The 24,922-nt window shown below is 66.5% G+C and carries 21 protein-coding genes and 1 tRNA gene; 12 read left to right on the top strand and 10 right to left on the bottom strand.

The window, feature by feature from the left end:
• Positions 1-47: 47 nt before the first annotated feature.
• Positions 48-1,598 carry an MFS transporter gene (locus CCK87_RS02845; RefSeq protein WP_170927119.1) on the top strand — a complete coding sequence of 517 codons (1,551 nt, stop codon included), beginning with the start codon at positions 48-50 and terminating at the stop codon, positions 1,596-1,598.
• Here CCK87_RS02845 and add read toward each other — a convergent pair.
• The 5 genes from add to CCK87_RS02870 form a co-directional block, all read right to left on the bottom strand.
• Entirely contained in the window at positions 1,569-2,621 is a 1,053-nt protein-coding gene (add, locus tag CCK87_RS02850; RefSeq protein WP_086459968.1) for an adenosine deaminase, read from the bottom strand. The genes CCK87_RS02845 and add overlap by 30 nt on opposite strands.
• Before the next feature lie 4 nt (positions 2,622-2,625).
• Positions 2,626-4,002, bottom strand: a complete 1,377-nt coding sequence (locus CCK87_RS02855; protein ID WP_086459969.1) for an NtaA/DmoA family FMN-dependent monooxygenase — start codon at positions 4,000-4,002, stop codon at positions 2,626-2,628.
• Positions 3,999-4,454, bottom strand: coding sequence for a nucleoside deaminase (locus CCK87_RS02860; protein WP_086459970.1), 456 nt, complete (start codon positions 4,452-4,454; stop codon positions 3,999-4,001). Before CCK87_RS02860 ends, CCK87_RS02855 begins: the two co-directional genes overlap by 4 nt.
• Positions 4,451-5,896: a cytosine permease gene (locus CCK87_RS02865; protein WP_086459971.1), complete on the bottom strand. Its 1,446-nt coding sequence runs from the start codon at positions 5,894-5,896 to the stop codon at positions 4,451-4,453. Before CCK87_RS02865 ends, CCK87_RS02860 begins: the two co-directional genes overlap by 4 nt.
• A gap of 106 nt (positions 5,897-6,002) precedes the next feature.
• Positions 6,003-6,800 carry an SDR family oxidoreductase gene (locus CCK87_RS02870; RefSeq protein WP_086459972.1) on the bottom strand — a complete coding sequence of 266 codons (798 nt, stop codon included), beginning with the start codon at positions 6,798-6,800 and terminating at the stop codon, positions 6,003-6,005.
• Positions 6,801-6,854: 54 nt separating this feature from the next.
• Here CCK87_RS02870 and CCK87_RS02875 point away from each other — a divergent pair, with 54 nt between their 5' ends.
• Genes CCK87_RS02875 through CCK87_RS02885 form a run of 3 tightly spaced genes read left to right on the top strand, consistent with a single transcriptional unit; the run spans position 6,855 to position 9,731 of the window.
• The gene (locus CCK87_RS02875) at positions 6,855-7,466 is read left to right on the top strand and encodes a TetR/AcrR family transcriptional regulator (RefSeq protein ID WP_086459973.1); all 612 of its coding nucleotides are present in this window, start codon (positions 6,855-6,857) and stop codon (positions 7,464-7,466) included.
• A 57-nt stretch (positions 7,467-7,523) separates the two neighbouring features.
• On the top strand, positions 7,524-8,594 hold the full coding sequence (locus tag CCK87_RS02880) for a 3-isopropylmalate dehydrogenase (RefSeq protein ID WP_086459974.1): 1,071 nt from the start codon (positions 7,524-7,526) through the stop codon (positions 8,592-8,594).
• Between the two features lie 30 nt (positions 8,595-8,624).
• Positions 8,625-9,731, top strand: coding sequence for a branched-chain amino acid aminotransferase (locus CCK87_RS02885; protein ID WP_086459975.1), 1,107 nt, complete (start codon positions 8,625-8,627; stop codon positions 9,729-9,731).
• Positions 9,732-9,907: 176 nt separating this feature from the next.
• Here the strand turns inward: CCK87_RS02885 and CCK87_RS02890 are convergent, their stop codons facing one another.
• Positions 9,908-10,144, bottom strand: coding sequence for a hypothetical protein (locus CCK87_RS02890; RefSeq protein WP_055775196.1), 237 nt, complete (start codon positions 10,142-10,144; stop codon positions 9,908-9,910).
• Between the two features lie 85 nt (positions 10,145-10,229).
• Here CCK87_RS02890 and CCK87_RS02895 point away from each other — a divergent pair, with 85 nt between their 5' ends.
• From CCK87_RS02895 to CCK87_RS02915, 5 genes are all read left to right on the top strand, one after another.
• On the top strand, positions 10,230-11,003 hold the full coding sequence (locus CCK87_RS02895; RefSeq protein ID WP_086459976.1) for a fumarylacetoacetate hydrolase family protein: 774 nt from the start codon (positions 10,230-10,232) through the stop codon (positions 11,001-11,003).
• 129 nt (positions 11,004-11,132) lie between these two features.
• Positions 11,133-12,650, top strand: a complete 1,518-nt coding sequence (gene gltX, locus CCK87_RS02900) for a glutamate--tRNA ligase (RefSeq protein WP_086459977.1) — start codon at positions 11,133-11,135, stop codon at positions 12,648-12,650.
• A gap of 60 nt (positions 12,651-12,710) precedes the next feature.
• Positions 12,711-13,643 carry an NAD(P)/FAD-dependent oxidoreductase gene (locus tag CCK87_RS02905; protein ID WP_349289981.1) on the top strand — a complete coding sequence of 311 codons (933 nt, stop codon included), beginning with the start codon at positions 12,711-12,713 and terminating at the stop codon, positions 13,641-13,643.
• Between the two features lie 131 nt (positions 13,644-13,774).
• A tRNA-Gln gene (locus CCK87_RS02910) sits at positions 13,775-13,846 on the top strand.
• An 85-nt stretch (positions 13,847-13,931) separates the two neighbouring features.
• Entirely contained in the window at positions 13,932-14,876 is a 945-nt protein-coding gene (locus tag CCK87_RS02915; RefSeq protein ID WP_086459979.1) for a phosphotransferase, read from the top strand.
• A gap of 20 nt (positions 14,877-14,896) precedes the next feature.
• Here CCK87_RS02915 and CCK87_RS02920 read toward each other — a convergent pair whose 3' ends face one another.
• Positions 14,897-15,556: a hypothetical protein gene (locus CCK87_RS02920; RefSeq protein ID WP_086460349.1), complete on the bottom strand. Its 660-nt coding sequence runs from the start codon at positions 15,554-15,556 to the stop codon at positions 14,897-14,899.
• A 279-nt stretch (positions 15,557-15,835) separates the two neighbouring features.
• On the opposite strand from CCK87_RS02920, the gene CCK87_RS02925 reads away from it, so the two are divergent.
• Together CCK87_RS02925 and CCK87_RS02930 are read left to right on the top strand one after the other, a co-directional pair.
• The gene (locus tag CCK87_RS02925) at positions 15,836-17,806 is read left to right on the top strand and encodes a metallophosphoesterase family protein (RefSeq protein ID WP_086459980.1); all 1,971 of its coding nucleotides are present in this window, start codon (positions 15,836-15,838) and stop codon (positions 17,804-17,806) included.
• A gap of 104 nt (positions 17,807-17,910) precedes the next feature.
• Complete coding sequence (locus CCK87_RS02930) at positions 17,911-18,999, top strand: DUF916 domain-containing protein (RefSeq protein WP_086459981.1); 1,089 nt, start codon at positions 17,911-17,913, stop codon at positions 18,997-18,999.
• A 79-nt stretch (positions 19,000-19,078) separates the two neighbouring features.
• Here CCK87_RS02930 and CCK87_RS02935 read toward each other — a convergent pair whose 3' ends face one another.
• Both CCK87_RS02935 and CCK87_RS02940 read right to left on the bottom strand, forming a co-directional pair.
• Positions 19,079-19,468, bottom strand: coding sequence for a hypothetical protein (locus CCK87_RS02935; RefSeq protein WP_140162751.1), 390 nt, complete (start codon positions 19,466-19,468; stop codon positions 19,079-19,081).
• 20 nt (positions 19,469-19,488) lie between these two features.
• Positions 19,489-20,832 carry a HupE/UreJ family protein gene (locus tag CCK87_RS02940; RefSeq protein WP_140162752.1) on the bottom strand — a complete coding sequence of 448 codons (1,344 nt, stop codon included), beginning with the start codon at positions 20,830-20,832 and terminating at the stop codon, positions 19,489-19,491.
• Between the two features lie 148 nt (positions 20,833-20,980).
• Between CCK87_RS02940 and CCK87_RS02945 the strand changes: the two genes are divergently transcribed.
• Positions 20,981-23,431 (top strand): lamin tail domain-containing protein, encoded by a 2,451-nt coding sequence (locus CCK87_RS02945; protein WP_086459984.1) that lies wholly within the window; start codon positions 20,981-20,983, stop codon positions 23,429-23,431.
• Between the two features lie 15 nt (positions 23,432-23,446).
• On the opposite strand, the gene CCK87_RS02950 is transcribed toward CCK87_RS02945, so the two are convergent.
• The gene (locus CCK87_RS02950) at positions 23,447-24,871 is read right to left on the bottom strand and encodes an HNH endonuclease signature motif containing protein (RefSeq protein ID WP_086459985.1); all 1,425 of its coding nucleotides are present in this window, start codon (positions 24,869-24,871) and stop codon (positions 23,447-23,449) included.
• Positions 24,872-24,922: the final 51 nt, after the last annotated feature.

Genomic DNA, 24,922 nt, shown 5'->3' on the forward strand with positions numbered 1-24,922 from the left:
ATAGTGAATATGCACCACTTCTCGAATCGAAACGAAGAACTCAGATCATGGCCCTTCTCACCACACCCACAGCCGCCCTGCGCACCGATGACGCGCGGCCGCCCCGCGCATCCGTTCGCAATTGGTTCGCGTTGGCCGTTCTTATGCTGCCCGTGCTCATCTCGAGCGTCGACAACACCGTGCTGAGCTTCGCCCTGCCCGTCATCTCCGAGTCGCTCCGCCCGTCTGCCGCGGCCCAACTCTGGATCATCGATGCTTACCCGCTGGTGCTCGCCGGTCTTCTCGTCGCGATGGGAAATCTCGGCGACCGCTGGGGTCGCCGTCGGCTGCTGCTGATCGGTGCCACGGGCTTCGCTCTCGTGTCGATCGTGGCCGCCTTTGCGCCCACGGCCGAACTCCTGATCCTTGCCCGGGTAGGCCTGGGCTTCTTCGGCGCCATGCTCATGCCGTCGACGCTCTCTCTGCTGCGCAGCATCTTCCTCGACCGCGAGCAGCGTCGCTTGGCGATCGCCATCTGGGCCGCCGGCTTCGCCGCAGGATCGGCCCTGGGCCCGATCGTGGGCGGAATCCTGCTCGAGCACTTCTGGTGGGGCTCTGTCTTCCTCATCGCGGTGCCCGTGCTCATCCCGCTTCTCGTGTTCGCGCCGCTGCTGGTGCCCGAGTCGCGCGATCCGAACCCGGGTCGGATCGACCTCGTCAGCATCGGTCTCACGATGGTCACGCTCGTGCCGATCGTCTTCGCGATCAAGGAGTTCGCGACGCACGGCTTCGAGTGGTCGCAGATGCTGCTCGTGCTCGTCGGCCTGACGGCGGGAATCCTGTTCGTGCGGAGGCAGCTCTCCAGAGAGAATCCGATGCTCGACATGAGACTGTTCCGTCGTGGAGCCTTCACCGGCGCCGTGCTGATCAACCTCGTGAGTGTCTTCTCGCTGGTGGGCTTTCTCTTCTTCGTCTCGCAGCACCTGCAGCTTGTCCTCCGGCTGAGCCCGCTCGACGCCGCCTTCGCCCTGGTGCCCGGACTCATCGTTATGATCGTCGCCGGCCTCGTGGTCGTGCCGATCGTGCGCCTGGTCAGGCCGAGCTTCGTGGTCGCCACGGGGCTCGCACTGGCCGGTGCGGCATACGCCATCATCATGGTCACCGGTCAAGAGGCGACCGAGACCACGCTGGCGATCGCCTTCGCGGTGCTCGGCCTCGGAATCGGCGCGGCAGAGACGATCTCGAACGATCTGATCATCTCGTCGGTGCCCGCCGACAAGGCCGGCGCGGCGTCGGGAGTGTCTGAGACCTCGTACGAGCTGGGAGCCGTGCTCGGTACGGCCGTGCTCGGCAGCATCCTGACCGCCGCCTACCGGGCCGGCGTCACCCTGCCCGCCGGACTGACCGACGAGAATGCGGCGACCGCGCGCGAGACACTCGGCGGCGCGGTCTCGGTGGCGGAGTCGATCGGTGGGCCCGCAGGCTACCGGCTGCTCGAGTCGGCCCGCGAGTCGTTCGACAGCGGCGTGGTGCTCACCTCGGGGATCGGCGTCGGGCTCATGGCACTGGCCATCGTGCTGGCGCTCGTGTCACTGCGCCGGGTGCGCTCCGAGGGCTGAGAGCCGCGACTCGACGGCCTGATTCAGGGCCGCTCGATCGCTGTCGTCCAGCCAGGCCGCATTCACCGCGTTCCGGGTGAAACGGGCGAACTCGGGCAGGCCGTAGCCGAGGGCGCGGGCCAGCGCTCGGAAGTCGTTGACGGCGTCGGTGCCGAACATCGGTGGGTCGTCGGAGTCGATGGTGATGTTCAGGCCAGCGTCGACCATCTGCGCGATTCGTCGGTGCGAGCCGTCGCCGCTTCCGGAGTACCGACCGATGTCCGAGCTCACGGGAGTGCACGTGAAGGTGATGCCCTCATCGACGCACCGCGCGGTGATCCGGTCGTCGTCGACGACGTGGTAACCGTGGTCGATGCGCTCCCCACCGAGCTCGTCGAGGATGACCTCGATATTCGCGGGCGGGCCGCTCTCCGAGTGGGCCGTGCGGTGAAGCCCCGAGCGGCGGGCCAGCCGGAATGCCTCGACGAAGCGCGCCGGAGGTCCGATCAGCTCCGAATAGTCGAGTCCGATGCCCACGACCTCGTCGATGCGGTACTCGACCACCTGTTCGACCAGCTCGACGGCCGCCGCCGCGGAGTCGTTGCGGTTGAGGCCGATCACCATTCGGCTGGTGATGCCGGTCTCCGCCTCGGCTTCGCGCATGCCTTCCAGCACGCCGTCGATGATCGTGCGGTACGCCACGCCCGGATGCCCCGGTGGGCTGAGGAAGATCTCTCGGTGCACAACACCGAGCGCCGCCCCGCCGTCAGTCAGTGTCTCGAAGGCGACTCGACGGAAGTCGTCGGCGTCGCGCATGACGGAGCCTGCGACGTCGAGGACGCGCAGGAATTCGTCGAGGTCCTCGTAGGAATCGTGGTCGTACAGTGACTCCGCATCGCGACCGCCGTCGAGGACGACGTCGTGCTTGCGGGCGAGATCGAGCACGGTCCGGGCCGATACGGCGCCGATGAGGTGGTTGTGCAGAGAGACCTTGGGCAGCGCGAGGAGAAGCGCCTCTGCGGCGCCGTCGAGAGGATCGTCCATCGCCTCAGACGCCGCTCTGGGCGCCGCGGACGGCGCGGGCAGGGTGCCACTCGGGCACGTCGGGCTCTCCGGTCAGCATGCTGCGGAGGGTGCCTGAGCGGGCGACGTCGGGCAGAAGCCCCCGCTCTCGCAGAACGGGCATCAGCTGTTCGACGAAGTCGCGGTAGCCCTCGTATCCGCCGTACCAGTTCTCGACGAGGAAACCGTCGATGTCGGTCTCCTCCACGAGAGCCGCTATTTCGATCGCGATCGACTCGGGAGTTCCGGTGAAGCGCATCCCGCCGAAAGTCGATGCGAGCGAGTCGAGGATCTCGCCGACGGTCGGACTCGTGCCGTTCGGATTGCGCCACATCTCGATCATCGTGTGGCCCACCTCGGTCGAGACGGAGTCGAGTGTGGCCTCGGGGTCGAGGGCGCCGAGGTCGACTCCTGACCAGCCGAGGAACAGCGCCGCGGTCGCCTCCCTGGTGGGGGTGGCGTTGAGTTCCGCCCGCAGACGCTGCGCCTCCTCTACTGTCTCGGCGATGACGAAGCTCGCCCCATTGATGATCTTGACGGAGTCGGCCGGACGGCCTGCCGCGACGGCCTGGGCTCGCAGGCGGGCGACGGTCGCCGCGAGTCGCGCGGCTTCCCTGTCCTGAGTGAACACGCATTCGGCGTAGCGCGCGGCGAAGGCGGTGCCGGCCGCTGAGGTGCCGGCCTGGAAGAGGGTGGGGGTGCGCTGCGGCGACGGAGTGGCAGGGAAGTAGCCGTCGAACCGGAAGTACGTGCCCTCGTGCTCGATGCGGTGGACCTTGGCGGGATCGGAGAACGTGCGTGTCGCCTTGTCTGCGAGGACCGCCCCCTCGTCCCAGGCCTCCTCCCAGAGCCTCAGCGAGAGGTCGACGAATTCGGTCGCGCGAGCGTAGCGCTCATCGTGCGGCGTCACATCCGTCTGGCCCAGGAGGCGCACCAGCGCCTGCTGGTTGTCGCTCGTGACGATGTTCCAGCCCATCCGTCCACCGGTGAGGTGGTCGAGGGTGGTGAAGGTGCGGGCGTTGAGCAGCGGGTGCTGGGCCGTCGTCGATGCTGTTGCGACGAAGCCGATGCGCGGGGCGGCGGTCGCGAGTCCGGAGATCAGCGCGAGCGGATCGTGAACGGGAAACTGGACGGCATCGCGGATGACGGCCTCGGGCACCTGCCCCGCGTCGTTCATCGGATAGCCGATGGCCTCTGCCAGAAAGAAGAAGTCGAATCCGGCCGTGTCCAAGCGGGCCGCCAGGTCCTGCCAGAACTCCAGCGTGGCGAATGCACTGGTGTCTCCTCGCTCGTGGTGCCACGCGTTGGCGATGAAGTTCGGGGTGAACTCCTCGAACGCCCCGAGGACGAGTTGTTTCGTCATGCCTCCTCGCCGATGTCCTCGTTCCACAGTGCCGGATTCGCCTCGATGAACGCAGCCATCATCGTGATGAGCTCAGGATCGTTGACCACGGTGACCTCGCAGCCGTGTTCCGCGGCCCAGTCCTGGCCGCCCAAGAAGTTCTGGTCGTCTCCGACCACGACGCGGCCGATTCCGAACTGGCGCACGAGGCCCGAGCAGTACCAGCAGGGCGAGAGCGTGGTGACCATCACGGTCTCGCGATAGCTGCGCTGCCGCCCGGCGTTGTGGAATGCGTTCGTCTCGGCGTGCATCGCCGCGTCGCCGTCTTGTACACGGCGGTTGTGGCCGCTGCCGAGCAACACCCCCGCGCTGGTGAATAGGGCGGCGCCGATCGGGATGCCGCCTTCCGCGGCTCCCTTTCTCGCCTCGTCGCGAGCGACGGACAACTTGTCTGCGTCGGTCTCGTAGATCACGCGGAGGCCTCCACTCGCTCGGCTGGCATCGTGGTCGTCTCGGCCGACAGGGGAGGTCCGAGCACCGGCCGGATCATGCGGAAGACGACGACGTACAGCAGCCCGGCGACGACGAAGCCGACCAGCGCTGTGAGATCGCCGATCTCAGGCGAGACCCGCACGAGCAGGCCTACGTAGACGGCCTGGTTGGAGAACAGCCCGATCGAGACCACCGCGGCGACGACGAACGCGACGATGCCTGCGGGGTTGCGGTACTTGTTCTTCTCGTCGACGACGAGTGCCAGCACGGCTGTCCCGCGCCGCAACCAGCGATCGGCGAGAACGATACCGAGCCAGGGTGCGATCCAGTAGGCGATCACGAGCAGGAAGTTCTCGTAGCTCGCGCCGGCGTCAGGCAGGGCGAGCAGGGCGATGACGAAGCCCAGCACGCCGAAACCGAGCGCCACGATGGCCCGGCGCCGTTCGAAGGGAATCTTGATGCCGATCGCGAGGAACGACATCGACCCGGAGTAGATGTTCAGCGCGTTCGCCGAGATGGCGCCTACGGCGATGGCCAGCAGCGTGATCGCCGAGATCCAGCCGGGCATGCCCGCGGTGAACGAGTCGGTGGGGCTGGCGTCCTCGGCCAGACCGGTGTGCACGATCGTGGCGGATGCCGCACCCACGATCATGAGAAAGCTGGTCGACACGAAATTGCCCAGACCGGATGCGACGGCGATGGTTCTGCGGTTCGTGCCGGCGGGTAGGTAGCGGGTGTAGTCCGAGGCGTACGGGTTCCAGCCGGCCGTGTATCCGAACGCGGCGCCGGCCGCGAGCATGAAGCCCGCGAAGCCGCCGAATCCGCCGGAGCCGTCTCCGCCCGCGGGGGCCGATGTGTCGGCGTTCGCCAGGATGAAGATGCCGGCGACCAGGAAGATCGCGCCCAGCACGAACATGGCGTACCGCTCGAAGAGCTGCACGATGTCGTGGCCGACGAACGCGACCGTCACCTCGACGACAACCACGATGGCGAGCGTGAGCACCGGACTCCAGCCCGTAAGGGTGGCCAACGCGAAGGCACCGCTGATGGAATTGACGGCGAACCAGCCGAGCCCGGCCATGGCCGTGTTGAGGCCGGCGGGAATGATGTTGCCCCAGAACCCGAATGCCGTGCGACCGAGCAGCATCTGGGCGAGACCTTCGCGCGGCCCCCAGGTCGACAGGAACCCCTGGCTCAGGCTTCCCAGGAAGTTGCCCAGCAATACCGCGGCCACCGCCTGCCAGAAGCTCAGGCCGAAGTAGAGAACGGCGATGACTCCCACGAAGATCGTGGCGAACTCGAGGTTGGGTGAGGTCCAGGTCGCGAACAACTGCCACGGTGACCCGTGGCGCCTGTTCGACGAGATCGGCTCGATGCCTCCGGGTTCGACGAGTTGCGTTTTCGGGGGTGCGGTCACTGTCATGATCGGAGCCTAGAACCGCTGAACTCGCAGGGGTCTGCGTTGCGACAACGCGTTACAGGCCATTTACACGATCGAAACGAAAGCGCTCTGTCGAACCCGGGCCATCTCAGCCGAGTCGAGTGTTGACGATTCCACCATCGATGTCCATGACGGTGCCGTGCATGAACAACGCCTCGTCCGACGCGAGGTAGCGAACGGCGAAGGCGATGTCGACCGGCCGAACCGGGCCACCGGCGGCGGTCGCTGCGGTCATGATTGCGAGGATCTCCGCGCTGTCGGCGTTGCCCGGGGTGCTCGTCGCTCCCGGCGCGACAGTGTTCACGTTGACTCCCTGCGGCCCGAACTCGGCGGCCCAGGTGCGCGTCATCTGTTCGAGGGCGGCCTTCGAGGCCGTGTAGATTGCGCCGAACGGAACACCCACACGGGACATCCACGAGCCGATATTGATGATCGACCCTGTGCCGCGCTCGGCCATCGCGGGGGCGAATTCGGCAACGAGCACGTGGGGTGCACGCACGTTGATGGCCAGCACCGCGTCGAGGTCCGCGTCGGAGAGGTCCGCTGTCGGCGGCGCCGGATAGATTCCGGCGTTGTTGACGAGGATGTCAACGCGTCCGCCGAGCGCTTCCGTGGCCAGTCTGGCGAAGGTGCGTAGATCGTCGTAGCTGCCGGCCAGGTCCGCTGTCACGACGTGGGCCGAACCCCCCGCATCGATGATCGAGTTCGCAACCTCCTGGGAGCGGGCTTCGTCGCGGCCGTTGACGACGACGGTGGCACCGGATGCGGCGAGCACTCGGGCGATGGCCTCGCCGATTCCGCTGCTGGAGCCGGTGACGACGGCGGTGCGCCCTGCCAGGCGGGTATCTGTGGGAAATGACTGGAGAATTTCGTGATTGGACTTCATGGTCCATTCTTAGCATTAACTGGACCTTGCGGTCCAATGCGTTAAGCTGAACAGATGGATTCGTCGAAGATCACCGAGCGAGGGCGCCTGACGCGCCAGCGGATCATCGAGGCCACGGGGGAGCAGATCCTCGCGTCGGGAATCGGCGGCACCACACTCGACACAGTGCGAGCGGCCACCCTCACCAGTAAGAGCCAGCTGTTCCACTACTTTCCTGGCGGTAAAGCGGAGCTGGTTCGTGAGGTCGCCGCGTGGGAAGGACGACAGCTTCTCGAAGCGCAGGAGCCCGAGATTCATGATCTCGGGTCGTGGGAGTCCTGGGAGCGCTGGCGGCGAATGCTCGTCGAGTACTACATCGCCCGGGGCCGGTGGGCATGTCCGATCGGCTCGCTCGCGACGCAGGCCGCGACGACCGATTCCGAGCTGGCGAGTGCCATCGCGACGACGATGCGCGACTGGCGTGAGCAGCTTGCCGACGGGGTTCGGCGTATGAAGGCGGCGGGATCGGTCGACAGCTCGGCCGATTCGCAAAGGATCGCCACCGTCATTCTCGCGGCGATCCAGGGCGGTCTAGTGCTCAGTCAACCCGAGCGGTCCGCGTGGCCGCTAGAAGCCGCGCTCGACAACGCTCTGGCGCCGCTTCACCACGTCGCAACCACCCGGTAGGTGTGGACAAGTAACCTTGCACGTATCGATTCCGCACCGATCCAACGCAGGAGCACTATGTCGCGCACCATCAGACTCGCCGTTATTCCCGGAGACGGTATCGGCCCCGAGGTCGTCGCCGAGGCAGTGAAGGTGCTCGACGCCGTGGCGCCGTCCGCCGGCCTCACCGTCGAGAAGACCGAGTTCTCGCTGGGGGCCGCCCGTTTTCTCGACACCGGCGACGTGCTGACCGACGACGATCTCGCATCCATCTCGTCGCACGACGCCATTCTGCTCGGCGCCGTCGGGGGAGTGCCGGGAGACCCGCGCCTCGCGAATGCCAACATCGAGCGGGGCCTGCTGCTGAAGCTGCGCTTCACACTCGATCACTACGTGAATCTGCGACCCACCACGATCTACCCCGGCGTCGACAGTCCGCTGTCGAACCCGGGCGAGGTCGACTTCGTCGTCGTGCGCGAGGGCACCGAGGGGCCCTATGTGGGCAACGGCGGAGCGATCCGCGTCGGCACACCCCACGAGATCGCGAACGAGGTGTCGATCAACACGGCGTACGGGGTCGAGCGAGTGGTGCGCTTTGCCTTCGAGCTGGCTCAGTCGCGCCTCGCCAAGAAGCTGACCCTGGTGCACAAGACCAACGTGCTGACCTTCGCCGGGGGCATCTGGCGTCGACTCGTCGACACGGTCGGCGCCGAGTACCCCGAGGTCGCGGTCGACTACCTGCACGTCGACGCCGCAACGATCTTCCTCGTCACCGATCCTGCTAGATTTGACGTCATCGTCACAGACAACCTCTTCGGCGATATCCTCACCGATCTGGCCGGCGCAATCAGCGGCGGAATCGGCCTGGCAGCCTCGGGCAACATCAACCCCGACGGAGCCTTCCCCAGCATGTTCGAGCCGGTCCACGGATCCGCGCCCGACATCGCCGGCAAGCAGATCGCCGACCCCACGGCCGCGATCCTGTCGGTGGCACTGCTCCTCGATCACCTCGGGGTTCCGGATGCCGCGGGCACGGTCCGCGACGCCGTGACGGCCGACATCGCGACCAGGCAGGCAGACCGCCCGCGCACGACGAGTGCCGTGGGCGACGCCATCCGCGACGCGGTCGCCGTATCGCTCGCCCGCTGACACCGAACCTTTTCGACTAAGGAACCCGCAATGACCGATCTCGACAGCACCTTCCCGCTCACGTTCACCCTCACGCCCTCCGAGGCGGTGCGCGCCGAGGGTGAGCGCGAAGCGATCCTCGCGGATCCCGGCTTCGGCAAGCACTTCACCGACCACATGGTGAAGATCGACTGGACCCTGGCCGACGGCTGGCACGACGCGGCCGTCGTTCCGTACGGTCCGCTGCTGCTCGACCCCGCGGCAAGCGTTCTGCACTACGCCCAGGAGATCTTCGAGGGGCTCAAGGCCTACCGTCACGCTGACGGGTCGATCTGGACATTCCGTCCGGAGAAGAACGCCGAGCGCCTGCAGCGCTCCGCGCGCCGACTGGCCCTGCCCGAACTCTCGACCGACGACTTCGTCGAGTCGCTCAAGCAGCTGATCGCGGCCGACGGCGCGTGGGTGCCCGAGGGCGGCGAGACGAGCCTCTACATCCGGCCGTTCATGTTCGCCAACGAGAGCTTCCTCGGTGTGCGCAGCGCCCAGAAGGTCGGGTACTACGTGATCGCGAGTCCCGCTGGCGCGTACTTCCCCGGCGGAGTCACGCCGGTATCGATCTGGCTGTCGACCGACTACGCGCGTGCCGGTCGCGGCGGCACGGGCGCTGCGAAGACGGGCGGCAACTATGCCTCGTCACTGCTTCCTCAAGAGGAGGCCTACGCCAACGGCTGTGCGCAGGTGCTGTTCCTCGACTCGTCAGAAGGAAAGTACCTCGAGGAGCTCGGCGGCATGAACGTCTTCCTCGTGAAGAAGGACGGCACGCTGGTGACTCCCGAGTCGTCGAGCATCCTCGACGGCGTCACGCGTGACAGCATCATCGAACTGGCGAAGGCCCGCGGCCACAAGGTGGAGCACCGCAAGGTGACCCTCGACGAGTGGCGCGACGGAGTCGCATCCGGCGATGTGGTCGAGGTCTTCGCCTGCGGTACCGCCGCCGTCGTCACTCCGATCGCCGCGCTGAAGGGCGACGGCTTCGTGGTCGGCGACCCGGATGCCCCGGCCGGCGAACTCACGATGTCGCTGCGTCAGGAGCTCACCGACATCCAGTACGGTCGCATCCCCGATGTCAACGGCTGGCTGACCCGCCTCGACGCGTAGGGCCACCGCGCTGGTCGAGTAGCGAGGAACGAGCGTATCGAGACCACCGTCGGGTGATCTCGATACGGCCGCAAGCGGCCTACTCGATCAGCGCACAGTCTTACGGCCGCGGGCGGCCTACTCGATCAGCGCACAGTCTTACGGCCGCGGGCGGCCTACTCGATCAGCGCAAGGGGCTACTCGCGCTCGCGGTCGTCGGCCATCTCGAGGTAGCCGCTGAGCGCCGCGATGAATTCGTGGCTCGGAACGTGGCTCGGGTCTGCCTGGACCTTGACGTATTCGGCCTGCAACTCGTCGATGGCCTGGTCGATCTCGAGCACGGCGAGGGCGTTGCGCTGCTCGTTGTCGAGGCTCACGAGGAATCCGATCGCGCGGTCGATGTCGGCCGCTCCGCCGAAGGAATAGTCGGACATGGTTGTGCTCCTCGAGGCTTGCTCCGTGATGGGCGAGGAGTTGCTCGCCCCTCGATAGCGTAGCGTTCGGACTAGGCTCGGAAGCGTGAAAATTGCGCGCTTTACGGTCAGCGGGGGAGAGCCCCGGTTCGGAATCGTCGATGAGACGGAGATCGTCGTTCTCGTCGGCGATCCCATGTTCGTGGGCTACGAGACCACCGAGGAGCGTGTACCGCTCGATGCGAACGTCAAGCTGCTCGCGCCGGTCATCCCGCGCTCGAAGGTCGTCGCCGTGGGCAAGAACTACGCCGAGCACGCGGCCGAGATGGGCGGCGAGGCGCCGACCACACCCCTCATCTTCCTGAAACCGAACACCTCCGTGATCGGCCCGGGCGACGCCATCCAGTTGCCGCGCGAGAGTTCGCAGGTCGAACACGAGGGCGAGCTCGCCATCGTGATCGGCAGCATCGCCCGCGATGTGAAGAAAGAGGACTACGCCGACGTGGTCTTCGGGTACACGATCGCGAACGACGTGACGGCGCGCGACATCCAGAAGGCCGATGGCCAGTGGGCCCGCGCCAAGGGCTACGACACGTTCTGCCCGCTCGGCCCGGTCATTGAGACCGAGTTCGACTTCTCGGATGCCGCGATCGAGGTGCGCGTCGACGGCGAGCTGCGTCAGAGCGGCAACACGAACCAGATGATCCACTCGATTCCCGAGATCATCGCCTTCGCGTCGAGCGTCTGGACCCTGCTGCCGGGCGACGTAATTCTCACGGGAACGCCAGCGGGAGTCGGTCCGTTCGTCGACGGTCAGAAGGTCGAGGTCTCGATCGCGGGTCTGGGTCTCTTGAGCAACCCGGCGAAGAACCGAGCCTGATCGTCGCATCCCTCTTCGCGGATGAGGAAACTCTCGCAACACGCCGGTTACGTGACCGAGCCATACGGGGTGTCGCAGGTTTTTCCTCATCCGCGAAGGAGCGGGCATGATCGGTAGGATTGAGGAGGTATGTCGAATCCCTCCTTGCACCCTGTGTCCACCGCCTCTGGCGCCGACGTTCGCGTTCGGTTCTGCCCGTCGCCCACCGGTACGCCGCACGTCGGCCTGATCCGCACCGCCCTGTTCAACTGGGCGTACGCCAGGCACACCGGCGGCAAGCTCGTCTTCCGCATCGAAGACACCGACGCGGCGCGCGACTCGGAGGAGAGCTACGGCCAGCTGCTCGACGCGCTGCGCTGGCTTCGCCTCGACTGGGACGAGGGCATCGACGTCGGCGGCCCCGACGCGCCCTACCGTCAGTCGGAGCGCACGGACATCTACCTCGAGGTCATCGAGAAGCTCAAGGCCTCTGGCCACCTCTACGAGAGCTTCTCGACCGCCGAAGAGATCGACGCGCGCAACGAGGCCGCAGGCCGCGCCAAGCAGCTCGGATACGACAACTTCGACCGCACGCTCACCGACGAGCAGCGCGCCGCGTTCAAGGCCGAGGGGCGCCAGCCCGCACTGCGCCTGCGCGTTCCCGACACCGAGCTGAGCTTCACCGACCTGGTTCGTGGAGACATCACGTTCCCCGAGGGCTCGTTCACCGACTTCGTGGTCGTGCGGCCCAACGGCGCACCCCTCTACACGCTGGTGAACCCGGTCGACGACGCGCTGATGCACATCACGCACGTTCTTCGCGGAGAAGACCTGCTCTCGTCGACACCCCGGCAGATCGCGCTCTATCACGCGCTCATCGACATCGGCGTGGCCGAGTGGGTGCCGCAGTTCGGCCATCTGCCCTACGTCATGGGCGACGGAAACAAGAAGCTGTCTAAGCGCGACCCCGAGTCCAATCTGTTCCACCACCGTGATCGCGGCTTCATTCCCGAGGGCCTGGTCAACTACCTCGCGCTGCTCGGCTGGTCGCTCACCCACGACCGCGATGTCTTCTCGATCGACGAGATGGTCGCGGCGTTCGACGTGAAAGACGTCAATCCGAACCCCGCGCGCTTCGACCTGAAGAAGGCGGAGTCGATCAACGGCGACCACATCCGCATGCTCGCCAGCGTCGATTTCGCGGCCCGCACGATTCCTTATCTCGTGCGCGACGGCATCCTGACCGAGCCTCTCGACGATGACCAGGAGCAGCTGCTGCTGAAGGCCGCGCCGCTGGTTCAGGAGCGCATGGCGCTGCTCGGTGAAGCGCCGGCCATGCTCGGCTTCCTGTTCCGTCCGGGCACCGAGCTCGAATACCAGCCGGATGCCCTGGCCAGCCTTCCCGAGAACACCGGGCTCGTGCTGAGTGCGGCGCTGAACGCTCTCGAACTGGTCGAGGAGAGCAACTGGAACGCCGCCGAGATCCAGGCTGCACTGCAGGCGGCGCTGATCGACGGCCTCTCGCTCAAGCCGCGCGTGGCCTACGGGCCCCTTCGTGTCGCCGCCTCGGGACGCAAGATCTCGCCGCCCCTTTTCGAATCGTTCGAGCTGCTCGGCAAGGCCGAGTCGATCGCGCGCATAGACCGCCTCTCGAGTCGGCTGGCCTAGCCCATGATCGAGATCTCGCGGCCTAAAGCTGTAGCGCCTGTCGAAGGGCACATCGACTGCGTGATCATCGGAGCGGGACCGGCGGGTATGTCAGCCGGGCTCAACCTCGTGCGCGCACGCCGCACGGTTCTGCTCATCGACAGCAATCGACCCCGTCACTCGGCGACCCTCAAGAGCCACGGTTTTCTCACGCGCGACGGCGTCTCGCCGCTCGAGCTGCGCAAGACGGGCCGGGCCGAGTTCGAGTCCTACCCCATGGCGTCGTTCCAGCAGGCGCTGGTCACGAGCGTCGCGGTGTCGGATGCGGCGGGCACGCCCGCGGAAGAGTTGAGAGGCCGACCCGAGTACCGGGTGCAGGCGTCTGCGATCCGAGGGGGCGGATCGGTCGACGTCACCGCGTCGGCCGTGCTGATCGCCTCCGGTCTCAGCGAGACGCTTCCTGCGCTGCCCAGCGTTCGCGCCTATTACGGATCGAGCCTGCACAGCTGCGTGGAGTGCGACGGCTTCGAGAAGAGCGACGAGCCGCTCGCTCTGATCGGCGAGAGCGACGATCTGGCCGAGCGTGCGCTGCTGATCTCGCAGTGGTCGAGCGATCTCATCGTGTTCACCAACGGAGTCGGAACCGTCTCTGAAGCCGACGAGGCGGCCCTGGCCGCGCGCGGCATCCGGGTGGAGCGGCGCGTCATCGCCGACGTCGTGGGCGACCGTAACGGGCTCACGGGGGTGCAGCTGGCCGACGGCGAGGTGATTCCGCGCACGGGCGGCTTCATCCGGCCTCTGTGGGAGACGAAGCTGGAGTACGCGTCGACGCTGCAGATTCCTGAGACGGCCGACGGGTGGATCGAGGCCGACGCCGACGGACGCACTGCTGTGGCCGGGATCTACGCGGCGGGCGACGTGGTTCCTCCGGGGCCGCACCAGCTGATCGTGGCGGCCGGCGAGGGCGCGCGCGCCGCGGCCGTGATCAACCGCTACCTGATCGGATCGCTGTAGGGCGGCTCGTTCCCTGAGCTCGTCGAAGGGTATCCGTGTCGACAAGCTCGACGAACGAATCGGCTCGGTTTGAGTGCTGCCCCTGCGTAGGCTAGTGTTGACTCTCGGTCAGGGCTTCGGTTCTGATGCGGTGGGGTATGGTGTAATTGGCAACACGGAAGATTCTGATTCTTTTGTTCTTGGTTCGAGTCCAGGTACCCCAGCAGTAGAGGCCCGCAGTTCACACGAACTGGTCGGGCCTTTTTTGTTGGACTCGTTGCCTCGACGTGCGAGAGACGGATACACGACGTGGACGGGTACGCGAGGCCGAAGCTCCTGACATCAGCTCCTTCTGACGTCGTCGACTACGTTTGCGAGACCGTGGGCGGTCGCATCCTTCGCGAAGAGCCCGCGTCTGACGGCTTCACACCGAGCGTGGCGTCGGTCGTCGTCGCCGACGGTGACCGGCAGGTCTTCGTGAAAGCCGGGCCTGCGTCCGATGATGGCGGGCAGGCCGTTCGCACCGGCGCCGAACTCTCCGAAGTCATCACGGACCTCGCTCCGGCACTCATCGGCTGGGCCGAGCGCGGGGGATGGTACGTCGCGGTCTACGAGCGGCTCGCCGGAGCTGCCGTGGAGCACTGGGAGAGCGGCGACCTCGCGGAGCTGGCTTCGCTTGCCGCCACCATGCGCGAGCGGCTGAACCCGAGTCCGATCGTCGACACCGAACCCTTCGCCGATGCGTTCGCGCCGCTCCTGGGTGCGTGGAGAGCGTTGGTCGAGCCGGGCGATTCCAGGCGTGAGACGGTCGAGCATGTGCGTACGCGAAAGGTGCCGTATGGACTGCGAGCCGAGACGCTTGCAGAGCTCGAGTCCGATTGGTTCCGGTCTCTGCGTGCGGGCTCCGCTCTGCAGCACGGCGACATCCGACGCGACAACGTTATGCGTGAGCCATCCGGTCGGTTGCGACTCGTCGACTGGACCCACCGCTGGACGGCGCCGGGATGGGCCGACTGGGTGAGACTCGTGCCCGATCTCGCCGCCGATGGTCTCGACCCGCAGCTCGCTTTCGAGGCAATCGCGGGGAGTGACGCGAACGAGCACGAGGTGAACGTCATGCTCGCCGGTCTGGCCGGGCGCTGTTGGAGAGACGGGTATCTCGATGCAGTACCAGGATTGCCCCAGCTGCGACCCATGCAGCGACTCCAAGGCGACATGACGCTGAGGTGGCTGGCCCAGCGGGGCGTGCAGTAGTCGCCGTCGGCGTCGCCTGCTCAGTCGATCCAGAGCACGATGCCGGTTGTGCCCGAGAGTACGGCGGCGGTGCCGGCCCGGATGGCGTCGGCGCAGCGCTCCGGGCTGAACGAACTCTCGTCGAAGACCGTGGCAGAGCCGAGGCCCTCTCCCCGAAAGCCGGCTCCCGACCATTCGACCGCGGTGACGTTGTAAGTGGGCTCCGCGAGTTCGGCGCCGAGCACCAGGAACGGCACATCGAGGTGGTTCGGGGTCACGGTCGAGAGGGGATCGATGAGATCCTCACCGGCGGTGACGATCAATTCGGGGTTCATCTCCATGGCCTCGACGATTCCGTCGATCGGGTCGGAGCCTGCCTCGACCCGGCGCAGGTCGACATCCGATGCCTGAGCCCACTCGGTGACTGCTGTGGAGAGCCTCTGTGTCGTGAGGTCGTCGCCGGAGGTGAGGAGCACCACGCGGTATCCGGGTGAGGGCCGCACATCAGCCCACGACCCGACTTCCGGGTTCACCGTCGCCTCGGGCGAGGGTGTGATGTCGGGCATGAACCCGGCCCCCGGGGTGCCGATCGGCGTGGTCGCCGGCAGCGGGGATTTCCAGTCCGCGCTCGCGCATCCTGCGAGGCCCAAGACGAGCGATGCCGCTGCGGCAACGGCGAGAAGGTGGGCTCGAGGCGGCACGGGGTTCCTTGTGAACGAGGGAAAGGTCGACTGAAGCATGCCTCAGCGTGGTGTCGAGGTGGTTGCGAACGAGCCCCTTTTTGGCAAACGTTGCGCAGTCCCGGGGCTCGGGTCCGGCGCCGTCGCCTCGATAGCACAGGGTGTTTGCCTGAGTGACAGGACTCAGAACACCGGCTGTTAAGCCAGAGGAAATCTTCAGCCTCGACAGTTCTCGTTGGGCCCATCTGTCATGGCCTCGCACCGCCCCCTCTTTCTACATTCCTACAGAACGGAAGACTCATGCTTCTGGCAGTCCCCACCCGGCCGAGCGGCCGAGCAGCCCTGTGGCTCTCCGCCGCAGCGGTCAGCGCGGCTCTGGTCCTCGGCGGTTCCCTCGCCGGCCCGACCGTCGCGTATGCGGCCGACACCGCCTCCTACACCGGGATCGTGCTCGGCGTCGGCTCGGACGAGGCGCAGCGCAATATCAGCTGGTACTCCACGGCCGACACCGCCCAGCTCGTGCAGCTCGCTCCGAGCTCAGCTCTGGTCAACGGCGACTTCGTCACCTCGGTCACCACGTTCGCCGCATCCGGAGCCGCGAACACGACCACCACCGGCTTCAACCGCCACGCCACTCTGTCCGGGCTCGCGGAGAACACGCAGTACTCCTACCGCGTCGGCTCCGACGGCAACTGGTCGACCACCTACTCGTTCAAGACGCAGTCCTTCGAGGGCGACTTCGACTTCCTGTTCTTCGGCGACCCGCAGATCGGATCGTCGGGCAACGTGGCGAAGGATCAGGCGGGCTGGGTCGACACCATGAACGTCGCTCTCTCCGCGAACCCGAACGCCGAACTGCTCGTATCGGGCGGCGACCAGGTCGAGACCGCGAACACCGAGCCGCAGTGGGACGCCTTCATGGCTCCCGATCAGCTGCGCCAGTACCCCTGGGCTGCAACGATCGGCAACCACGACGTGGGCGGCAAGGCCTACGAGCAGCACTTCTACACGCCCAACACCGACCGCTCCGCGGCGTACTACCGCAACGGCAACACGGCGACTGATTCGGGCGGCGACTACTGGTACATCTACAAGGATGTGCTCTTCATCGACCTGAACAGCAACAGCTACAACTCGGCCACCGGTGGCGGAGACGCGGCGCACGTGCAGTACGTCACCGACGTCGTCAACGCCCACGGCGCCGACGCGAAGTACACCGTGCTCACCTACCACCACTCGATCTACTCTGCCGCCGACCACGCGAAGGATGCCGACAACAAGGTGCGCCGCGTCGACTTCCCCAGCACCTTCTCGAAGCTGGGCGTCGACCTCGTTCTGCAGGGACACGACCATGTCTACACCCGCAGCTACGAGATCGCGAACGGCGAGAAGGCCAACCCCGACGAGCAGCCTGGTCAGAACGACGTGTTCGTGGGTGAGGGCGGCGTCATCTACATGACTGCGAACTCGGCCTCCGGTTCGAAGTACTATGACATCACTGCACCCGACAACAGCGGCACCAGTGGGGCCGGCAACGGCGCAGACCCTCTGAACCCGAGCAACTACTGGTACAACTCCGTCGAGAACCAGGAGCACGTGCGCAGCTACGTCAAGGTGCAGGTCAAGGCCGACGCGCTCGTGGTCGAGGGTATCCGCGCGGGAACGTGTGACGCGCCCAACGCGGCGGTCGAGCTCGGCAAGGTGGGCTGGTGTGGCACGGCGGGCAGCAACACACCCATCGACGGCGTCGGCTCGCTCATCGACTCGGTGACCATCCACCCGTACCACGGTGACGGTGAAGACATCCAGGTCGCTGTTCCGGCCGCTGCTCCCGGCGAGTTCGGCTGGACGATCAACGGCCAGAACGGCCTCGTCGATCTTGGCACCGCGCAGGAGAAGAACGGCGCGTTCGAGGCGGCCGGCGAGATCAACCCGATCAAGGTGGCCGACACCCGCTCGTCGCTGTCTCCATGGTCGCTGACCGCTGTGCTCGGCGACTTCACCGACGGCGACAAGACCTTCTCCGGCAGCTACATGGGCTGGGCTCCGAAAGTCGTCACCGACGGGGCGGGCGCAGTCGCAGGCACCTCTGTGGCATCGGGCTTCGACGGTGGCAAAGGTTTGTCGGTCGACCGAGTGCTCGGCTCCGGCGCCCAGAACCACCCCAAGGGCGAGGGAATTCTCGGGGCGGATCTCGACCTGAAGCTCCCTGCCGACACCGCCAAGGGTAACTACCGCGCCACCCTGACCCTCACCGCTCTGGCTGGCTGACGCTGAGCTGAGTACACCACGTCCGTGGGGGGAAGGACCTGTTCTTTCTCCCCGCGGACATACCGCTTTTCGCCCTATCATCACCCTCACACCGAAGGCCTCCTGTGAACCCACGCTCCGTCTCCGCCCGCCCACGGCCCCGCATCCGCGCGGTGTCCACCGCGGCGCTTGCTGCGCTCCTCGTCTTGTCGCCCCTAGCCGCACCCGCGATGGCGGCTGATACCGACCCCGTGACCTGGACGGTGCGAACCGCGTCCAATGAGTACGGCTCGGAGAGAACCAACTACAGCTACACGATCGATCCCGGAGGCACCATCTACGACTCGATCGTGATCGCCAACCACGGAGTCGACCCCGTGGAGCTGGGGGTTTACGCGTCCGACGGTTCGACGTCGGAAGACGGGCAGCTTTCGCTGCTGGTCGCCGGAGAGGAGTCGCACGGCGTGGGCGCCTGGATCACCACGGAGAACCCGTCGGTCACGGTCGCGGCCGGCGAGACCGCGACGGTGCCGTTTACGGTCGCCGTTCCGGCCGACGCGACTCCCGGTGACTACGCGGGCGGCGTGGTCACCTCACTGACCGTGCCTGACGCCGACGCGGGCGTCAATGTCGACCGTCGGCTCGGCATCCGGGTGAATCTGCGGGTGGGCGGCGAGATCGCGCCGGCGCTGGCAGTGGAGGACATGGCCGTCTCCTGGGGTGGCGGTCTCAATCCATTCGCCGGTGGCGACGCCACGGTGACGTACACCCTGCACAACTCGGGCAACGCGGCCATTTCGGCCCAGCCGGCAACGCATCTCAGCGGGCCCTTCGGCATGTTCGGCACGGATGCGCCCGCCGTCGACGAGGTACCCGAATTGCTGCCCGGCGAGTCGTGGACGCAGACGGTGACGCTGCCCGGGGTGGCTCCGCTGTTCGCGCTTCTCGCGTCGACCACGGTCACGCCGTTGGTTCTGGATGCCTCCGGTTCCACGTCGCCGATCGCCGATGTCTCTGGCGCCGCGGGCGGCCCAGCGATCCCGTGGACACTGCTCGTGATCGTGCTGCTGGTGGCCGCCGTCGTGTTCTTCGTGTTCCGTACACGCGGCGTGCGCAAGAAGTCGGCCGAGAAGCGCCGGGAGGCCGAGGTCGACGCGGCCGTCGCGAAGGCGCTCGAGCAGGAGCGAGCGAAGGCCGGCGCCGCAGCCGAGTAGCCGTAAGCGAAGAAGGGCCCCGCCGGTCGTGATCGGCGGGGCCCTTCTGCGTCAGAGGACGAACTCCATCGATCGGGGATCAGCTCGCGCGCTGACGGGTTCGACGGTGGCGTGCCGCGATCAACACGGTGCCCGCGACGGACATGCCCAGTGCCAGCAGGGTACCGGGCCACAGTGACGACCAGTCGACACCGGTGTCGGGGAGTTCGCCGGTGGCACCGCCGTGGTGGAGGGCTGGAGCGGGTGCCGGAGTCGGCGCCTCGGTCGGAGTAGCAGTGGGGGAGCTCGTCGGAGGACTTTCCGAGTGATCAGGGATGCTCACTCCGATTTCTTCGGACTGGGAGGATGCCGGGTCGTCGTCGGTGAACGCGAATACCGTCGCGGCGGGCGCGAGGAGTGCGACCGCCAGCACGAGGGCTCCGATTCCGCGCAGCGGGGCTGCGATGCGCTGACGGAGCCGTCTCATCATCGGATTTGCTGACGGGGAGTTCACGGCTGAAGCACCCCCGTGCGCGTATCCTCCGTGCGCGCGTTTTCGGGGCGCCGAGTGCGCGCGAAATACCACAACCCCACCACGATCACGACGAGCGCGAGGTAGAAGGCGATCGGGAAGCGGGCTATCTGGTCGAACAGGGGCTGCAACGCCGAGTTCTGATCCGTGCTGATGCCGACGATCCACGCGGCGGCGGCGATGATCGCGATCCCCGCGACGACCGTGCGGAATCCGCCGAAGACGCGTGCGTGAGAAAGGAGAATGAGCAGCGGAAGCACGAGAACCGCGGCGATGAGCTGCGCCAGCTCCACGCCGATGTTGAACCCGAGGATCGCCAGGATCTTCTCGCCGAAGCCGAGGTTCAGGTCGAGGATCGTCGTTGCGAACGCGGTGCCGTGCACTAGACCGAACAGCCCTGCGATGAGAAGCTCCCCTCGCGGCGCGATCGGACGGATGGCGTGGATTGCGGCGACGATGATCGACACGGCCACCAGGATCTCCACGAGCTTCGTCGGAAACGAGATCAGGCCCAGTGAGACGAGCGCCAGCGTCACGAGGTGACCCACCGTGAAGCAGCTGATGATGAGGGCTGCGCGGCCGATGGACTTCTTCAGCGCTATCGGCTGGTTCCACCGGTATCCCCGTTTCGCACGAATCGCGAGTGAGGGCGCGACGACGAGGAGCGTCGACAGGAAGAGCAGATGGTCGGTGCCCTCCGCGATGTGCAACATGCCGAGCCAGATGACGGAGAAGAAGCCGTTCGCCGGTGCGGGGGAGCTGCGGTCGAGCGTGACTTCGGTGACCCCGCCACCGAGCACGGCGACCACCTTCGGGTCGCCCTCGGCGATCTGCCCGTCGTTCCAGTCGCTCACCAGGGTGACGTAAACCTGATGTGCCGGGACGACGTCGAGGATGAAGGAGTAGTCGAGAGTGATCGCACCCTCGATGCTGCGGCCCGCGTCGGCAAATCGCACCGTCGTGGCGATTGCGTTCTCCCCATTGACGGGCAGGAGTTTGGGGCTCGCGGTCACGGTCGGAGTGAGGGTGGAGACGCTATCAGACACGTGCACGCGGTGAAGGATGAATGTCATGAGGTTGCCTGCCACCGCGTCGAGCGCAGCCTGATCCGTGACCTCGTACCCCGTGGCCGCCGTCAGTCCGGCCTGCTGGATCTGCATCGTGATCTCGACCGCATCCGACTGCACCGTGACCATGACGCCCGTTGTGCCAGCCGGGTGCGCGGATGCGCTCTGTGAAGGAACGAATACGAGCATCAGCGCCGCCGCGGTCAGGGACACGATCATCCATAACCGGATGCGTCTCAGGGGAATTAGGGTCACGGTGGCACCGTAGTTGCCGGGGATTGACCGTCGGTACCTGCCGAGCGAACGACAGGAGAACGTCGTCCGACGGGCGGATTGCGCGCCATTCAGGGTCCGGTTCCTCGCAGGTCACCTCGCGTTCATGTGACGCCGCCAGTGTTGTCGGGTGCCGAAACTTCTGTCGCGTCCCCTCACCGCCGTTGTCGGATCCGCCGTGCTTCTCGCAGGTCTCTTCGCAGCGCCCGCCGCCGCCACAGCAGAGGTCGTGTCGTCAGGAACGGAGCCGAGTGCGGCAAGTGCTCTCCGCATCAACGAGATCGAGACCAACGGCAGCCCCGACTGGGTCGAACTCATGAACACGGCGACCGAGCCGCTCGACGCATCCGGATTCGTGCTGAACGGCCGCGAGAACGGAGTGACGCTGACTCTGCCGAGCAACACGGTGATCGCGGCCGGAGCGGTCTATGTCGCCGAGAGCTCGACCTTCAAGCTCAAGAAGGGTGACAAGGTCAGCCTGTTCGCTGCCGACAGCACGACGTCACTCGACTCCTATGAGTGGGGCGACTTTCACCTCGACACGTATGGACGCGTTCCCAACGGCACCGGCGACTTCGTCCAGCAGGCGGCTTCATCGAAGGGCGCGCTCAATCCTGCTCCTACCGACCCGGGCGAGGGCGGGGGAGACGGCGGCGACGACTCCGGATGGCAGTCCGTGAAAATCAACGAGGTCACCTCGGCGAACGACGATCCCACGCACGACGCCTACGAACTAGTGAACACGGGCGACGTCGATGTCGACGTCTCCGCCTGGCTGCAGTCCGACAGCACCAGCCTGCCCGCCGCGGTCAGCGCACCGAACGGCACCGTCGTGCCCGCCCGCGGCTACCTCGTGCTGCTCTCGAACCAGGGCCTGAGCTCCGACGGCGACTCCGTGAAGGTCTATCGCGCCGACGGCTCCACCATCGTCGACTCAGTCGGCTGGGGAGCGAATGACGCGCAGCCCGGTTCGTGGTCGCGTTGCGCCGACGCGACGGGCGCGTGGGCGCACACAGCGGCATCCAGTTTTGGAGCATCGAACGTCACGGCGTGTGCCGGCACCATCATCGCGCCGAGCGCGCCGCCCGGCGGCGGTGTCTCGTGCCAGACGGAGGCGGCCTCGGGTAGCGGACCCGCCATCGCCGGCGGAATCGCCTGGCCGGGAAGCCAGAGCGCCGTCGTCTCCGACAACGAGTGCCAGTTCGTCACCTCGCTGTCGGGCCAGGATGTCTCCGGCCTCGACATCGATCCGAGCGCTCCGACCGTCATGTGGGCAGTGAAGAACAAGAGCCACGTCTACCGCCTCGTCAAGAGTGGCAACCTCTGGGTTCCCGACACGGCGAATGGTTGGTCCGCCGGCAAGGACATCGTCTTCCCGAGCGGCGGGGGACAGCCCGACTCCGAGGGCATCACGGTCGGCCCCGACGGCTTTCTGTACATCACGACCGAACGCGACAATGCGGCGAGCGGCGTTCCCCTCGACAGCGTGCTGCGCTTCGACCCGAACGAGTCCGGCACGACGCTGCATCCGACCGTGCAGTGGGATCTGACCGCCGATCTCGCCGGCGTGATCGACCCGGTCAAGGCCGACTCCAACCTCGGCTTCGAGGGCATCACGTGGGTGCCCGACTCCTACCTCACGACGAACGCGTTCATCGACCAGAGCACGGGCAAGACCTACGACCCGTCGATCTACGAGGGTCACGGCACAGGCCTCTACTTCGGCGCATTGGAGAAGAACGGGCACCTCTACGCCTACGCGTTGAACGCCGACGGCACCTTCCACCGTGTCGCCTCGATCGCGACCGGACTTCCGATGATTCAAGAGACTCAGTGGGATGCCGATGCGCAGCGCATCTGGGCGGTGGCCGACAACTCGTCGGCCGGCTCGTCGACGCTGCTCAAGATCGACGCCACTGGTGCGTTCGTCGTCGACCGCATCTATGACCGACCCACGGGGCTGCCGAACAACAACAACGAGGGTTTTGCCATCGCCCCGAGCTCCACTTGTGTCAACGGAGTCAAGGAGGTCATCCGTGCCGACGACGGCAACAACGGCGGCCACTCCCTGTGGTCGGGCACCATCTCGTGCGATCTCGCCCTCGGTCCGCAGGGCCCGAACCCGCCAGCCTCGTCGCCGACGGTCGCAGCGACCCCGTCGACCGTGCAGGCCGGTGGCGTCACGACGATCGTCGCCGGTGGTCTCGTGCCGGATGCGGAGTACACGATCGTGCTGCACTCCGACCCGGTGACACTGGGCAGCGTGGTCGCCGACTCGACGGGCGCGCTGACGCTGCGCGACGTGCGCATCCCGGCCGACACGACAGCCGGGGCTCACACGATTACGGTTGCTGCGGCATCCGACCCCTCCACGGTGGTGGCCAGTATTCCGTTCACGGTGACGGCCGCAGTCGGAGGTTCGGCGGGAACCGCGCCGACGCCAGCGGGCGGAGCAGCCAAACCGGCCAGCCTCGCATCCACCGGCGCTCAGCCGATGTCGGCAATCGCGATCGGTACGCTCTTGCTTATGCTGGGCGCTGGATTCGTGGTTGTGCGTCGTCGCTTTGCTTCGGCTGAGTAGGCCGTCGGCAGTCGGTCAGCGGAAGTAGGGCCGACCGGCGCGTTGCTGCCCGGCCGGGATCGGTGTGCCCCGCGGGTTCTGCCAGTCGGGCAGCCTGATGTGCGGTTTTCCTCGGATCATCTCGAGAGTCCACGCCGAGGTGTGGATAGTGGCGTGATGAAACGGACACAGCAGAGCCAGATTGCCGAGATCTGTTCGACCGGCTGTGAAGGAGGCGCTGACCCACGGGATGACGTGGTGCGCCTGACACCGCGCTGGTGGAACGGCGCAGCCGGGGATGACGCAGCCGCCATCGCGCGCTGCGAGGGCCCGCCGTTGTGCGCGAGTGGCCAGCCGTTGCGTCTTGCCCTGGTGCAATACCTGCCCGTCATCGCCGAACACGGTGACGATCGTGTCGGCGTCGCACTGGAGCATGTTCACGGTGCTCATGGGCACGGGTTCGCTACTGCCGTCGATCCAGCCGACCCCATGGCGCTCCTCGAGGTCTTTCAGCGTGACATGCACGTTCACGGTGGGTGCGGCGCCGTTGAGCCGCGATGCGGCGGGGGATGCCGCGGCCATGTCGATGAGGGTCATGACCGCGTCGAGGAGCTTCTGCTGTGAGCTGCGCAGATCTGACGGAACGCACTCTGCTGCCTCGGAGTCGGAGATGCCCTCGTCGCCGCCTGGCTGTGGCGTCCCCGGGTTTGCCGTGCGGGGGCTGAGGATGGAGTCGACCGCGGTGAGAAAGATGCCGAGCTGAAGCGGCGGCAGCGCGTATGTGCCTCGAGCCATGCCGTCTGCGCCGACTCTTGGATAACTGAATCCGCGTAACGCCTGTTTGACGGCGTCGCGCGGCTCGGCGCCGTCGGGGTCGAGATGTTCGCGGATGCGGTTCGCGAGTCGGCCGATCTCGTCGACGGTGTATCGCCGCGTGTGACCGGCATCGTCGACTGTTGCCGTCGCGGCGTTGACGAGATGCAGCTCGGCCTCGTCGACGGCCTCAGAGCGGAGTGTGCGCGGAACGACCTCGATGAGGGTTCGGCAGATGACGGACGCGGCGTCGATACCGATGCTGCCGGAGTAGAGAGCATTCTCGACAACCGGAAAGTTGCTCGGCATCGGAAGGCCGGTTATCGACAGCGACGATCGGAGCTGTCTGCCGAGGGCCATGCGCGAGCCGGCCGTGCGCTCAGACACCGTCGCGGTTGCAGCGATCAGTTTCTTGGCGGTCGAAAAGCCGTGCCGGTAGGCGAGCCCCGCGGTGTCGAGCTCGCGGCGGGACTCGTTCTCGATTTCGGCCGCAACCCAGATGCGTGCGGCATCGGTTGCTCGGCCGGCCACCTCCCAGTCGTGCGCCGACGTCAGAAGTTCGTCGCCGACCGCGAGTTTTCGGTCTGACGCGAGAAGCTCGTGGAGGCGTTCGGCGATGTCGCCGAGGGTCGCGTCCTTGAGTTCCATACGTGAATTCAAGCAGGAGCCACCGACATTGACTCTCGCGGTACATTCGAC

It is taken from the genome of Agreia sp. VKM Ac-1783 (genome assembly GCF_900177765.1).
GTDB lineage: Bacteria > Actinomycetota > Actinomycetes > Actinomycetales > Microbacteriaceae > Agreia.

Excerpts from the sequence above, each read along its gene's own strand:
- CCK87_RS02890 (WP_055775196.1), bottom strand. The coding sequence starts at position 10,144 with ATGTCCGACTATTCCTTCGGCGGAGCGGCCGACATCGACCGCGCGATC.
- CCK87_RS02875 (WP_086459973.1), top strand. The coding sequence starts at position 6,855 with ATGGATTCGTCGAAGATCACCGAGCGAGGGCGCCTGACGCGCCAGCGG.
- CCK87_RS02935 (WP_140162751.1), bottom strand. The coding sequence starts at position 19,468 with ATGATGAGACGGCTCCGTCAGCGCATCGCAGCCCCGCTGCGCGGAATC.
- CCK87_RS02845 (WP_170927119.1), top strand. The coding sequence starts at position 48 with ATGGCCCTTCTCACCACACCCACAGCCGCCCTGCGCACCGATGACGCG.
- CCK87_RS02885 (WP_086459975.1), top strand. The coding sequence starts at position 8,625 with ATGACCGATCTCGACAGCACCTTCCCGCTCACGTTCACCCTCACGCCC.
- CCK87_RS02925 (WP_086459980.1), top strand. The coding sequence starts at position 15,836 with ATGCTTCTGGCAGTCCCCACCCGGCCGAGCGGCCGAGCAGCCCTGTGG.
- CCK87_RS02880 (WP_086459974.1), top strand. The coding sequence starts at position 7,524 with ATGTCGCGCACCATCAGACTCGCCGTTATTCCCGGAGACGGTATCGGC.
- CCK87_RS02865 (WP_086459971.1), bottom strand. The coding sequence starts at position 5,896 with ATGACAGTGACCGCACCCCCGAAAACGCAACTCGTCGAACCCGGAGGC.
- CCK87_RS02950 (WP_086459985.1), bottom strand. The coding sequence starts at position 24,871 with ATGGAACTCAAGGACGCGACCCTCGGCGACATCGCCGAACGCCTCCAC.
- CCK87_RS02855 (WP_086459969.1), bottom strand. The coding sequence starts at position 4,002 with ATGACGAAACAACTCGTCCTCGGGGCGTTCGAGGAGTTCACCCCGAAC.
- add (WP_086459968.1), bottom strand. The coding sequence starts at position 2,621 with ATGGACGATCCTCTCGACGGCGCCGCAGAGGCGCTTCTCCTCGCGCTG.
- CCK87_RS02870 (WP_086459972.1), bottom strand. The coding sequence starts at position 6,800 with ATGAAGTCCAATCACGAAATTCTCCAGTCATTTCCCACAGATACCCGC.
- gltX (WP_086459977.1), top strand. The coding sequence starts at position 11,133 with ATGTCGAATCCCTCCTTGCACCCTGTGTCCACCGCCTCTGGCGCCGAC.